Genomic DNA, 13,530 nt, shown 5'->3' with positions numbered 1-13,530 from the left:
GCAGGCCTCCCCATGCACACCGCAATCATCATCTTCTTCGGCCTGATCCTGCTGGCGCTGATGTTTTACATCGGCGAGCGCATCGGCTTCAGTCGGCAGACGCTGGCCTATGGTTTCGCGGCGTTGTGGCTGGCGTTGACGGTGATCAATGGTGCGGTCGGCGTGGTCCACGCCGGGCAGCCGTTGGGGTCGGAGATTGCGATCGGCAGCGCCGTGTATGGTGTGCCGCTGGCGGCGATGGTGTTGTTCATGGTGCTGAGCGCCGAGACTTGAAAGCGTCCCGGCGCTCTGCCCCGATCAACGCACCAGATGCAGAAACTGCATGTGCCGTTCGTACTGGTCGAGGATGTCGTTGATGATCTGCTCTTTCGTGTAACCGACCAGATCGTAATCCTGACTGCCCTCGCTCAAGTGCACTTCAGCGCGGTAGTAGCGGCGATTGTTAAGCTGCTTGGAGCCCATGCCGCCACGGGCAAACGACGGCGTGAAGTAGCCGCGCATCTGCACCTGATAGATGAACGGGTGCTGCTCGCCGTGACCGATTTCCAGGCTGACGCTGTCGTGTGCCGGGTCCGGTTGGGTGACCACGTTCAGGCCTTTCTCGGCGAACACGGCCGTCACTTCTTCGATGGCCGGTTTCACCGTGGTGTCCATGAAGCGGTACACCTCGTCGCGCGACGGGAAGTGCACAGCCTGGCTCAAACGCTGACGCCAGCCGCCCTTGCCACGCCGTGAACCGGACACCGGCGCCAGGGAATGCAGTTGCGCGATCTGCTTCTGCGACTCCAGGTAAAACGCCTTGTGCAGGCCCCACATCATCAGCAGCAAGATCATCGAGAACGGCAGCGAGGTCAGCACCACCGCCGACTTCAACGCATCGATGCTGCCGGAGAACAACAGTGCGCTGGTCACCAGCGCGGTCATCGCGCCCCAGAACACCCGCAGCCATTTCGGCCCGTCTTCATCCGGGTTGCCGCCCTTGGCCGACAGGGTCGAGAGCACCACGGTGCCGGAGTCGGCGGAGGTGACGAAGAACACGAAGCTGATGAACACCGTTACCGCGATGACGGTTTTGCTCCACGGGTAGGTTTCCAGCAGCAGGTAAAGGGTCATCGACGGGTTGTCGAGGGCCGACATGCCCAATGCTGACATACCGTGATTGAGCACCTGGTCGATGGCGCTGTTGCCGAAGATCGACATCCACGCCAGGGTGAAACCGAGCGGAATCAGCAGCACGCCGAAGACGAATTCGCGGATGGTCCGGCCACGGGAAATCCGTGCGATGAACAGGCCCACGAACGGCGACCATGCAATCCACCAGGCCCAGTAGAACACCGTCCAGCCGCCGAGCCAGTCGCTCGGTTTGTCGTAGGCGTAGAGGTCGAAACTCTTCATCGGCAACGCGCCGAGGTAGTCGCCCAGGTTCTGGATCAGGGTGTTGAGCAAATGCTGGGTGGGGCCGGCGAACAACACGAACAGCAGCAGCGCGCAGGCCAGCAGCATGTTGATGTCGGACATCACCCGCACGCCTTTATCCACACCGGAGACGGCGACGATGATCGCCGCACCCATCATCAGCGTGATCAGGCCGACCTGAATCCACTGGGTGTGGGCGATGCCGAACAGATAGTCCAGACCGGAGTTGAGATGGAGCACGCCGAAGCCCATGTCCGCACCAAGGCCGAACACCGTGGCGATGATGCCGAAGCCGTCCACCGCGTAGCCGATGGGGCCGTTGATGCGCTTGCCGATCAGCGGGTACAGCGCCGAACGCAGGGCCAGTGGCAGGTTGTGCCGATAAGCGAAATACGCCAGCGCCATGCCGACGAAAGCGAACACGCCCCAGCCGTGCAGGCCCCAGTGTAGAAACAGAATCTGCATCGCCTGACGCGCCGCGTCCGCCGTGCCGGCCTCGCCTTGCGGCGGCTGAAGCATGTGGGTTAGCGGTTCGGACACGCAGAAGAAAAACAGCGTGATGCTGATCCCGGCGGCGAACAGCATGCCGGCCCAGGACAGGTAACTGAATTCGGGTTCGTCGTGGTCGGCACCGAGTTTGATCTTGCCGTAGCCCGACAACGCGGTAACCACCACGAAGATCAGATACAGGGTCATGGCGAGCATGTAGTACCAGCCGACCGTGTTGGCCGCCCAGTTTTGCGCTTCGAGAAGCCAGGCGCCGGCCTGTTCCGGCATGGCGATGACGGTCAGGCCGAACAGCAGGATCACCGTCGCGGCGAACCAGAACACCGGCGGATTCATGCGTACCAGACCGCTGGCGGGGGTAGACGATGCACTCATGAACGGTGCACCTCAAGGGGTTGGAAAATGGCTGAAATGATCGGACTCAGCAAAGGCAAGCCTCCTGTTGTGAGCGGGCGGCGAACCGCCGGTTTAACTTGAATGAACGTTCAAGTTAAACATGGATAGCGCGCCAAGGACTAATCGCAGGGCTCAGCGGTACCTTTCGTACGCTAGCTCAAGAGGGGGTATGACGCTGTGGCGAGGACGATCGTTCCCAAGTGATCGTTCCCACGCTCTGCGTGGGAATGCCGCCCTTGACGCTCCGCGTCATATTGCAGGCCACTCTGTAATTCGGGGGACGTCCGGAACGCGGAGCGACCCTGGAGGCGTTCCCACGCAGAGCGTGGGAACGATCAGGTGTAATCGTTACTTCTGCGTCCCGTCGTCATGCTGCAGATTGGCTTGGGTCAGGTTGCACCCGGCCGGCACGCTGCGGGTCAGCCACACGTTGCCGCCGATGGTCGAACCCTTGCCGATGGTGATCCGCCCGAGAATCGTCGCCCCGGCGTAGATCACCACGTCGTCCTCGACGATCGGGTGGCGTGGATGGCCTTTCTGCAACTGGCCGTCCTCGTCCGCCGGGAAGCGCTTGGCGCCGAGGGTCACCGCCTGATAAATCCTGACGCGCTCGCCGATGATCGCGGTCTCGCCGATCACCACACCCGTCCCGTGGTCGATGAAGAAACTGCGGCCGATCTGCGCGCCCGGATGAATATCGATGCCGGTCGCCGAGTGGGCGATTTCCGAGCTGATCCGCGCCAGCAGCGGCAGGCCTGCGCGGTACAAATGGTGGGCCAGACGATGGTGAATCACCGCCAGAATCCCCGGATAGCACAGCAGCACTTCATCGACGCTGCGCGCCGCCGGGTCGCCGTGGTAGGCGGCCAGCACATCGGTGTCGAGCAAGCTGCGCAGGCCCGGCAATGCGAGGGCGAAATCCTGGATGATCCTGATCGCCTGCGCCTCGACCTCAGTGTCGGCCTGGGCGCTGTGACGGGCGACGTAACGCAGTTCGAGTCGTGCCTGAGCCAGCAATGCATTCAGCGCGACGTCGAGAGTGTGACCGACGTAGAAATCCTCGCTTTCCTCACGCAGATCCACCGGCCCCAGCCGCATCGGAAACAGTGCGCCACAGAGGGCTTCAAGGATTTGCGCCATTGCATCACGGGACGGCAACTCGCGTCCGCCCTGCTCGCCGGAAGCACGGCCATTTTGGGCCCGCCACTGATCCCGCGCGGTACGCAGCTGGCTGACGATGGTCTGCAATTGCCAATGGCTGGAACGCTCGCTCACGGTAAAGACTCCTCACGGGCGGCCGGACTGTCTGGCCGCGTCAACGGCGACTACTTTACGGCAACCCCATCGGGGCGAATTAAGAACCGATAGTGCTGGACTAAGCACATTTGGCTATAAGCGATTGACGGTTGCCCCGGTAAATCGGCGTGCCTATAGTCCGGTGATCTTCCTCCGCCAGTACGGAACCATGTCCACACAACCGATCAAACAACAGCTGCAACGCTTCAACCGCCTCGACCTGCTCGGCCAACCGACCCCACTGGAAAAGCTCGAGCATCTGTCCACTTGGCTCGGCCGCGATGTCTACATCAAACGCGACGACCTGACGCCGCTGGCCATGGGCGGCAACAAGTTGCGCAAGCTCGAATACCTTGCCGCCGATGCCCTCGCCCAAGGCGCCGATACCCTGATCACCGCCGGTGCACTGCAATCGAACCACGTTCGCCAGACCGCCGCGCTGGCCGCGAAACTGGGCCTGGGCTGTGTGGCGCTGCTGGAAAATCCACTGGGCACCGACGACAGCAACTACACCGGCAACGGCAATCGCCTGCTGCTGGACCTGTTCGACACCAAGGTCGAGCTGGTCGACAACCTCGACAACGCCGACGAACAACTGGCCGCCCTTGCCGTGCGCCTGCGCAGCAACGGCAAGAAGCCGTATCTGGTGCCGATCGGAGGCTCCAACGCCCTCGGCGCGCTGGGTTACGTGCGCGCCGGTCTGGAGCTGGCAGAGCAGATCAAGGACACCGGCCTGCAATTTTCCGCCGTGGTCCTGGCCTCGGGCAGTGCCGGTACCCACAGCGGTCTGGCGCTGGCGTTGAGTGAAGCCCTGCCGCAACTGCCGGTGATCGGCGTGACGGTGTCGCGCAGCGAAGAAGATCAGCGCCCGAAAGTCCAAGGCCTGGCCGAACGCACCGCCGACCTGCTGGGCGTGGCGCTTCCGGACAGCTTCAAGGTCGAGTTGTGGGACGAATACTTCGGCCCGCGCTACGGCGAGCCGAATGCCGGGACGCTGTCGGCAGTGAAACTGCTGGCCAGCCAGGACGCCGTGCTGCTCGATCCGGTCTACACCGGCAAGGCCATGGCCGGGTTGCTCGACGGCATCGGTCGCGGGCGTTTCGACGACGGCCCGATCATCTTCCTGCACACCGGCGGCGCCCCGGCGTTGTTCGCGTACAAGGATTTTCTCTGACGCGCTCGTTCCCACGCGCTGCGTGGGAATGCATCCCGGAATACGAAAAACAGATATTCCACAGATGAATAACAAACGGAAAATTCATTATTTTCAATTCTAAAAGAACCGTCATATAGTCTCGCCGCAGGCGAATTTCGCGAGAGACGCATAAGCTGCTTTAAGGCAGGATAGCGCTGTCGTCCAATTCCCGGATTCGCCAACTTTCCTTAAGCGTCTTCCATAAGAAAACACAGGGGCTTGTCATGATTCTTTCCGCACTACGTCGAAATCTGCTGGTAGGTTCGCTGGGCCTGGCACTGAGCGCCGGTCTGCTGGGGCAGGCGGTTGCCGGTGAGCAACTGCAACAGATCAAGGACAAAGGCGTTATCAACGTCGGCCTGGAAGGCACTTACCCACCGTTCAGCTTCGTCGATGCCGACGGTAAGCTGTCGGGTTTCGAAGTCGAACTGTCCGAAGCCCTGGCCAAGAAGCTGGGCGTGAAGGCCAAGATTCAGCCGACCAAATGGGACGGCATCCTCGCGGCCCTGGAATCCAAGCGTCTGGACGTCGTGGTCAATCAGGTGACCATTTCCGACGAGCGCAAGAAGAAGTATGACTTCTCCGAGCCGTACACCGTTTCCGGGATTCAGGCGCTGGTACTGAAAGACAAGGCCGCCGCGCTGAACATCAAATCCGCCGCTGACCTGTCCGGCAAGAAAGTCGGCGTGGGCCTGGGCACCAACTACGAACAGTGGGTCCGCGCCAACGTGCCGGGTGCCGACGTGCGCACCTACGACGATGATCCGACCAAGTTCGCCGACCTGAACAACGGCCGTACCGACGCGATCCTGATCGACCGTCTGGCCGCACTGGAATACGCCAAGAAAGCGCCGAAAACCGTCGCCGCCGGTGAAGCCTTCTCGCGTCAGGAAGCCGGTATTGCCCTGCGCAAAGGCGAGCCTGAACTGCTGGCCGCCGTGAACAAGGCCCTCGACGAACTGCGTGCCGACGGCACCCTTGAGAAGCTGTCCACGAAATACTTCAACGCTGACGTCACCCAATAATGGAAGAAGCTTTCCAACTCGCACTGGACTCCGCGCCCTTCCTGTTGAAGGGCGCGTACTACACGGTAATCCTCAGCCTCGGCGGCATGTTTTTCGGCCTGCTGCTGGGCTTTGGCCTGGCGTTGATGCGCCTGTCGCGTTTCAAGTCGGTCAGCTGGCTGGCCCGCATCTACGTGTCGTTCTTTCGCGGCACGCCGTTGCTGGTGCAACTGTTCGTGATCTATTACGGCTTGCCGCAATTGGGCATGGAACTCGACCCGCTGCCGGCGGCGCTGATCGGTTTCTCGCTGAACATGGCCGCCTACGCCTGTGAAATCCTGCGGTCCGCGATCGGTTCGATCGAACGCGGCCAGTGGGAAGCCGCCGCGAGCATCGGCATGACCCGCGCGCAGACCCTGCGCCGGGCCATCCTGCCGCAGGCGATGCGCACGGCCTTGCCGCCGCTGGGCAACAGCTTCATTTCGCTGGTCAAGGACACCGCGCTGGCCGCCACCATTCAGGTGCCGGAGCTGTTCCGTCAGGCGCAGCTGATTACCGCCCGGACTTTCGAAGTCTTCACCATGTATCTTGCCGCCGCGCTGATCTACTGGATTCTGGCCACGGTGCTGTCGCACTTCCAGAACAAGTTGGAAGAGCGGGTCAATCGGCACGACCAGGAGTCCTGACCCCATGATTGTCGTGGAAAAACTGACAAAGCAGTTCAAGGGTCAAGTCGTGCTCAACGGCATTGATCTGGAGGTGAAGGAAGGCGAGGTCGTGGCAATCATCGGCCCCAGCGGCTCGGGCAAGACCACGTTCCTGCGCTGTCTGAACTTCCTCGAGGAACCCACCAGCGGCCGGATCAAGGTCGGCGAGATCGAGATCGATACCAGCCGCCCGCTGAACCAGCAGCAGAGCCTGGTGCGCAACCTGCGCCAGCATGTGGGCTTCGTGTTCCAGAACTTCAACCTGTTCCCGCACCGCACCGCTCTGGAAAACGTCATCGAAGGCCCGATCGTGGTCAAGAAGACGCCCCGCGATGCAGCCATTGCCCTGGGCAAGAAGCTGCTGGCCAAGGTTGGCCTGGCGGGCAAGGAAGACGCCTACCCACGGCGCCTGTCCGGTGGCCAGCAACAGCGCGTGGCGATTGCCCGGGCGCTGGCGATGGAGCCGGAAGTGATCCTGTTCGACGAGCCGACCTCGGCCCTCGATCCGGAACTGGTGGGTGAAGTGCTGGCGACCATCCGCGGCCTCGCCGAGGAGAAACGCACCATGGTGATCGTCACCCACGAAATGGCGTTCGCTCGTGATGTGGCCAACCGCGTGGTGTTTTTCGATAAAGGCGTGATCGTCGAACAAGGCGAAGCTAAAGCGTTGTTTGCCAATCCGAAAGAAGAACGCACTCGACAGTTCCTCAGCAAGTTCAGAAATAACGGCTGACCTGTAAACTTTCCGGAATACAAACTTCCATGGATGGAAGTTCTACTTACACCTCCCGACAAAACTTGATCAAGCGATTGCAGAATATATATACGTCCTGCAACAGACTCGACATGATTAAAGTGCGCGCCCTCGAATTTCCCACTGCACGATCCAATAGCTGCCAGAGCACGCAAAGCCCGGCAGATACCGTGGTTCAATTCGCCATACCAGATAGGTAGAGTGCTTTACCACTGTAGGAGAATTCTGATAAATCCGTAATTCTGCAATTAACCAACCCCGTCCATTGACAGAACTTCCGGCGAACTTTTATCTAGTCACTTATCGCAACCCGCCACATCAAAAAGACCAAATAACGATTGGCCGAAAGACCCCGTATTTATTACCGGGCAATTCTGGCCATTTGAACTTTCAGAAACGGATTTCGCTGCAAGGCTTCAAGGAGAGGATTTCATGACCCGCACTTCGCCTATCCCCGAACTGGCCGCGCCGAGCCTGGCGCCATCCCAGAACAACGGCATCAACCTCGCGGCAGCGGCTCAGCTGCTGGTCAATGTGCCGCCCTACCCGGACATGGATACGGGCGACCTGATCGAACTGTTCTGGAACAACTGCTACGTCGCTTCTCACATGCTGACAGCGCAGGACGTCGCGACCCCGGTCAGCCTGCGAGTGCCGGAGAGTTTTATCGCCAGCGGCTCGTCATGCATCCACTATCGGGTCATGCGGGTAGGTCACGGCCCATCGTTGTCGGCAGCCGCGCGGGTCACAGCCAAGCTCGACTGCCCCGGCGGGCAACCACCGGCGGTGTGCGGTGACGAAAACCAGCAACTGGCCCCCGTGACCCTGCCCGACACCATTCGCCGTCAGGGCGTCAACGCAAACCAGATCAGACGCGGCGTGCCACTGACCATCGAGCCGTATCTGAACATGGCCGAAGGCGATGCCATCACCTTGCGCTGGGGCGATGTACGGATGGATCTGGCACTCATCACCCCGGCCGATATCGGCAAGCCGATTCAGGTCTGGGTGCCGCCGGCAGTCATCACCGAGGCCGGCGAGGATCTGCGGCTGGACGTGACCTATTGCATCCTCGACCGGGTCGGCAACAACTCGCGCTGGGCACCGCCGCGAACGCTGAAGATCGGTTGCGTGAATCCCTACCTCAAGGTGCCGCTCAAGGAAACGCTGAAGGCGGCAGAGCCACAAAAGAAATGAGCCAAAACGGTCGATGAGGGACGCCGTCCCTCGTCGCCGCACGCTTGACCAGCCAGACCACGCCCCCTTCTATACATATTCCTAAAAGTTAGTTTATTTAAATTTTATACGCGCTTAGGGTATATGCACCGGACCACCGGACATTCTTTCGTTCGCCGCACCTTTGCGGCGTTTTTCATGAGATGTGAGGTAGGTAGCATGGTCCGGAACACAATCACCCCAGTGCAGATCGCCAGGGCATTGCGTGCAGCCAAGGAGCGGCACTGATGTCCAGTCTGGCAGACGCAAACGTCCAGAGTGACCTGGACATCGCCCCGCTGTTGTTGCCCGCGCAAGTGCTGCGCAACGACGCTCAAGCCATCAAGGCCGCCCATGAGCTGGCGCAGGTCGCCCGCGTGCAGGCCGCCAAACGTGATCGCCAGCGCAAGCTGCCGTGGTCGGAAATCGAACAGTTCACCCGCAGCGGCCTCGGCAGCATCGCGATTCCGCGCGAGTACGGCGGCCCGCAGGTTTCCTTCGTCACTTTGGCCGAGGTGTTCGCGATCATTTCCGCGGCCGACCCGGCGCTGGGACAAATCCCGCAGAACCAGTTCGGCATCATCAACCTGATCCTCGGCAGCGCCACCGAGCAGCAGAAAAAGCATCTGCTGCAGAGCGTGCTCGAAGGCTGGCGCATCGGTAACGCCGGGCCTGAACGCGGCACCAAGGACACCCTGGAACTGAAGGCGCGCATCACCGCTGACGGCGATGACTACGTGATCAACGGCCAGAAGTTCTATTCCACCGGCGCCCTGTTCGCCCACTGGGTGGCGGTCAAGGCGCTCAACGATGACGGCAAGCAAGTGCTGGCCTTCGTCCGGCGCGGCACGCCGGGATTGCGCATCGTCGATGACTGGTCGGGTTTCGGCCAGCGCACCACCGCCAGCGGCACGATCCTGTTGAACAACGTGCGGGTCGATGCCGGCCTCGTGGTGGACAACTGGAAGATCAACGAAAAGCCCAACACCCAAGGCGCGGTGTCGCAGCTGATTCAAGCGGCGATCGACGCCGGGATCGCCCGTGGCGCCATCGATGACGCCATCGAATTCGTCAAGACCCGCGCCCGGCCGTGGATCGACGCTAACGTCGAACGGGCCAGCGATGACCTCTACGTGATCGCCGACATCGGCAAACTGAAAATCGAACTGCACGCTGCCGAAGCGCTGTTGCGCAAGGCCGGGCAAGTGCTGGATCAGGTGCATGCCGCGCCACTGACCGCCGAATCCGCCGCCCGCGCTTCGATTGCCGTGGCCGAAGCCAAGGTGCTGACCACCGAGATCTCGCTGCTGGCCAGCGAAAAGCTCTTCGAACTGGCCGGCAGCCGCGCCACCCTCGCCGAATTCAACCTCGACCGTCACTGGCGCAACGCCCGGGTGCACACCCTGCACGACCCGGTGCGCTGGAAGTATCACGCGGTCGGCGCCTATCGCCTCAACGGCAAGTTGCCGGCTCGCCATTCCTGGATCTGACGACCCGAACACTTTTGACCAGATCTCTGGAGAAACACATGACTCTTTCCCATCCCGTCGCGCTCATCACCAGCGACGAGCAAGCCTTGATCGTCGCCAGCGACCTGGCCGAAGATTTCCAGCGCGACAGCAACCTGCGCGACCGCGAACGGCGCCTGCCGCTGCCGGAGCTCGACGTGTTTTCCCGCTCCGGCCTGTGGGGCATCAGTGTGCCCAAGGAGTACGGTGGCGCCGGTGTGTCCAACGTGACCCTGGCCAAAGTCATCGCTTTGATCGCCAGGGCCGATGGCTCGCTGGGGCAGATTCCACAGAACCATTTCTATGCCCTCGAAGTGCTTCGGGTGAACGGCAGCCACGAGCAGAAACAACGGCTGTACGCCGAAGTCCTCGCCGGCCAGCGCTTCGGCAATGCCCTGGCAGAGCTTGGCACCAAGACTGCCCACGACCGTGTCACCAGCCTGAAACGCGACGGCAGCGGTTATCGCATCAATGGCCGCAAGTTTTATGCGACCGGTGCCATTTACGCCCAACGGATTCCAACGTCGGTAGTCGATGAAAACGGCGTGCAGCAACTGGCCTTCGTCCCGCGCGACAGCAAAGGCCTGACCGTGATCGACGACTGGAGCGGCTTCGGCCAGCGCACCACCGGCAGCGGTTCAGTGGTGTTCGAAGACGTGTATGTCGCCGCCGAAGATGTCATCCCGTTCCAGAGCGCTTTCGAGCGCCCGACCCCGGTCGGCCCGCTGGCGCAGATCCTTCACGCCGCCATCGACACCGGCATCGCCCGCGCCGCTTACGAAGATGCGCTGCACTTCGTGCGCAGCAAGACCCGGCCATGGATCGATTCAGGTAACGACAAAGCCACCGAAGACCCGCTGACCCTCAAGAGCTTCGGCCACCTGAGCATCCGCCTGCACGCCACCGAAGCCCTGCTCGAACGCGCCGGCGAATTCCTCGATGCGGCCCAGGCTGAGACCAATGCCGAGACGGTTGCAGCGGCCTCGATTGCCGTCGCCGAAGCACGGGCGATCAGCACCGAAATCTCCCTGGCCGCCGGCAGCACCCTGTTCGAACTGGCCGGCAGCCAGGCCACCCTGATCGAACACGGCCTAGACCGCCACTGGCGCAACGCCCGGGTTCACACCCTGCACGACCCGGTGCGCTGGAAATATCACGCGGTCGGCAATTACTACCTCAACGATGAAAACCCTCCGCTGCGAGGGACCATCTGATGAGCAAGAAAAAGATCCTGCTCAATGCGTTCAACATGAACTGCATCGGCCACATCAACCACGGGTTGTGGACCCATCCACGCGACACCTCGACCCGATACAAGACCATCGAATACTGGACCGAACTGGCGCAACTGCTGGAGCGCGGGCTGTTCGACGGGCTGTTCATCGCCGACATCGTCGGCGTGTACGACGTCTATCAGAACTCGGTGGACGTCACGCTGAAAGAGTCGATCCAGCTGCCGGTCAACGATCCGCTGCTGTTGGTGTCGGCGATGTCCGCGGTGACCAAAAACCTCGGTTTCGGCCTGACCGCCAACCTCACCTACGAGCCGCCGTATCTGTTCGCCCGACGCATGTCGACACTCGATCACCTGAGCCGTGGACGGGTGGGCTGGAACATCGTCACCGGTTATCTGGACAGCGCCGCCAAGGCCATGGGCCTCAGTGAACAGGTCGAACATGACCGGCGTTACGACCAGGCCGACGAGTACCTCGAAGTGCTCTACAAACTCTGGGAAGGCAGCTGGGAAAACGGCGCGGTGCTCAACGATCCGCAGCAGCGGATCTACGCGCAGCCGGACAAGGTGCACAAGGTCGAACACAAGGGCGAGTTCTATCAGGTCGAGGGTTATCACCTGTGCGAACCGTCACCGCAGCGCACGCCGGTGCTGTTCCAGGCCGGCAGTTCGGATCGCGGTCTGCTGTTCGCCGGGCGGCATGCCGAGTGCGTGTTCATCAGCGGCCAGAACAAGCAGTCGACCAAAGTGCAGGTGGACAAGGTCCGCGCCAGCGCTGTCGAAGCGGGTCGCAACCCTGAGGACATCAAGGTGTTCATGGGCCTCAATGTGATCGTCGGCGAGACCGAGGAAGCGGCCTGGGCCAAGCACGCCGAATACCTGAGCTACGCCAGCGCCGAAGCGGGCGTGGCGCATTTTTCGGCGTCCACTGGCATCGACTTTTCCCAGTACGAAATCGACGAACCGATCCAGTACGTGAAGAGCAACGCGATCCAGTCCGCCACCAAGAACCTGCAGAACAACGACTGGACCCGCCGCAAGTTGCTCGACCAGCACGCTCTGGGCGGGCGCTACATCACCGTGGTCGGCTCACCGCAGCAAGTGGCGGATGAACTGGAATCGTGGATCGCCGAAACCGGCCTCGACGGCTTCAACCTGACCCGCATCGTCACCCCGGAAAGCTATGTGGATTTCATCGATCTGGTGATTCCGGAGCTGCAACGGCGCGGCTCGTACAAGACCGCGTACGACACCGGCAGCCTGCGGGAAAAACTGTTTCACGGCGAAGCGCATTTGCCGCAGCAACACACCGGCGCCCACTACCGACACTAACCCCGGCACTGATCGTTCCCACGCTCTGCGTGGGAATGCAGCCTTGGGACGCTCTGCGTCCAGACAGCGGACGCAGAGCGTCCATTGAGGCGCGCTCCCACGCGGAGCGTGGGAGCGATCAGCACAAACCTTATGTACTGACTGGAAAACCACCATGACCAAGAAGCTCCTGTCCCACCCAGTCAAAGCACTGGCCCTGGCCTTCGGCCTGTTCAGCTCGGCGGTGTTCGCCGCAGATGCCCCGTTGAAAATCGGCACCACCGCCGCCTTCGCGATTCCGCTGGAAGCCGCCGTCGAAGAGGCCTCCAAACAGGGCCTGAAAGTCGAGCTGGTGGAATTCACCGACTGGATCGCACCGAACGTCAGCCTCGCCGCCGGTGACATTGACGTGAACTACTTCCAGCACATCCCGTTCCTGGAAAACGCCAAGGCCGCCTCCGGTTTCGACCTGGTGCCGTTCGCGCCAGGGATCATCAACAACGTCGGCCTGTACTCGAAGAAATACAAAAGCTTCGACGAGCTGCCGGAAGGCGCCAGCGTCGCCATCGCCAACGACCCGATCAACAGCGGACGCGGGCTGCAATTGCTGGCCAAGGCCGGTCTGATCACCCTCAAACCGGGTGTTGGCTACAAGGCCACTGAAGACGATATCGTCGCCAACCCGAAGAAGATCAAGATCCTGCAAGTCGAAGCCGTGCAACTGGTGCGCGCCTACGATGACGCCGATCTGGTCCAGGGCTACCCGGCCTACATCCGTCTGGCGAAGACTTTCGACGCCGGCTCCGCGCTGCTGTTCGACGGCCTCGACCACAAGGAATACGTGATTCAGTTCGTGATCCAGCCGAAGAGCAAGACCGACCCGCGCCTGATCAAGTTCGTCGACATCTACCAGCATTCGCCGGCCGTTCGCGCCGCACTGGATAAGGCCCACGGCAAGCTCTACCAGGCCGGCTGGGAAAGCTGAGG

At 61.5% G+C, this 13,530-nt stretch carries 12 protein-coding genes; 10 read left to right on the top strand and 2 right to left on the bottom strand.

The window, feature by feature from the left end; genetic code table 11:
• Positions 1-12: 12 nt before the first annotated feature.
• Positions 13-273: a hypothetical protein gene (locus tag ACEN93_RS18100; RefSeq protein ID WP_007952727.1), complete on the top strand. Its 261-nt coding sequence runs from the start codon at positions 13-15 to the stop codon at positions 271-273.
• Between the two features lie 24 nt (positions 274-297).
• On the opposite strand, the gene betT is transcribed toward ACEN93_RS18100, so the two are convergent.
• Together betT and epsC are read right to left on the bottom strand one after the other, a co-directional pair.
• A complete protein-coding gene (gene betT, locus ACEN93_RS18095; protein ID WP_200889778.1) occupies positions 298-2,259 on the bottom strand; it encodes a choline transporter BetT in 1,962 nt (653 codons plus the stop codon).
• Between the two features lie 408 nt (positions 2,260-2,667).
• The gene (gene epsC, locus ACEN93_RS18090; RefSeq protein ID WP_007952730.1) at positions 2,668-3,594 is read right to left on the bottom strand and encodes a serine O-acetyltransferase EpsC; all 927 of its coding nucleotides are present in this window, start codon (positions 3,592-3,594) and stop codon (positions 2,668-2,670) included.
• Positions 3,595-3,784: 190 nt separating this feature from the next.
• On the opposite strand from epsC, the gene ACEN93_RS18085 reads away from it, so the two are divergent.
• The 9 genes from ACEN93_RS18085 to ACEN93_RS18045 all read left to right on the top strand — a co-directional run bounded on the left by ACEN93_RS18085 (position 3,785) and on the right by ACEN93_RS18045 (position 13,528).
• On the top strand, positions 3,785-4,789 hold the full coding sequence (locus ACEN93_RS18085) for a D-cysteine desulfhydrase (RefSeq protein ID WP_495610338.1): 1,005 nt from the start codon (positions 3,785-3,787) through the stop codon (positions 4,787-4,789).
• A 245-nt stretch (positions 4,790-5,034) separates the two neighbouring features.
• Entirely contained in the window at positions 5,035-5,835 is an 801-nt protein-coding gene (gene tcyJ, locus ACEN93_RS18080; RefSeq protein ID WP_039764552.1) for a cystine ABC transporter substrate-binding protein, read from the top strand.
• Positions 5,835-6,500 (top strand): cystine ABC transporter permease, encoded by a 666-nt coding sequence (gene tcyL, locus ACEN93_RS18075; protein WP_007952735.1) that lies wholly within the window; start codon positions 5,835-5,837, stop codon positions 6,498-6,500. Before tcyJ ends, tcyL begins: the two co-directional genes overlap by 1 nt.
• Positions 6,501-6,504: 4 nt before the next feature.
• Positions 6,505-7,254, top strand: coding sequence for an L-cystine ABC transporter ATP-binding protein TcyN (tcyN, locus tag ACEN93_RS18070; protein ID WP_064382730.1), 750 nt, complete (start codon positions 6,505-6,507; stop codon positions 7,252-7,254).
• A 453-nt stretch (positions 7,255-7,707) separates the two neighbouring features.
• Positions 7,708-8,472, top strand: a complete 765-nt coding sequence (locus ACEN93_RS18065) for a hypothetical protein (protein WP_495610337.1) — start codon at positions 7,708-7,710, stop codon at positions 8,470-8,472.
• Between the two features lie 266 nt (positions 8,473-8,738).
• Entirely contained in the window at positions 8,739-9,980 is a 1,242-nt protein-coding gene (locus ACEN93_RS18060) for an SfnB family sulfur acquisition oxidoreductase (RefSeq protein WP_039764545.1), read from the top strand.
• A 38-nt stretch (positions 9,981-10,018) separates the two neighbouring features.
• A complete protein-coding gene (locus ACEN93_RS18055) occupies positions 10,019-11,212 on the top strand; it encodes an SfnB family sulfur acquisition oxidoreductase (protein ID WP_495610336.1) in 1,194 nt (397 codons plus the stop codon).
• On the top strand, positions 11,212-12,564 hold the full coding sequence (locus ACEN93_RS18050; RefSeq protein ID WP_074689426.1) for an LLM class flavin-dependent oxidoreductase: 1,353 nt from the start codon (positions 11,212-11,214) through the stop codon (positions 12,562-12,564). Before ACEN93_RS18055 ends, ACEN93_RS18050 begins: the two co-directional genes overlap by 1 nt.
• Before the next feature lie 154 nt (positions 12,565-12,718).
• Complete coding sequence (locus ACEN93_RS18045; protein WP_007952748.1) at positions 12,719-13,528, top strand: MetQ/NlpA family ABC transporter substrate-binding protein; 810 nt, start codon at positions 12,719-12,721, stop codon at positions 13,526-13,528.
• Positions 13,529-13,530 lie beyond the last annotated feature (2 nt).

The organism is Pseudomonas sp. Pseusp21 (assembly GCF_059492145.1).
The sequence above is the reverse complement of the archived record's forward strand: the minus strand, read 5'-3'. Positions and strand labels throughout refer to the sequence as shown.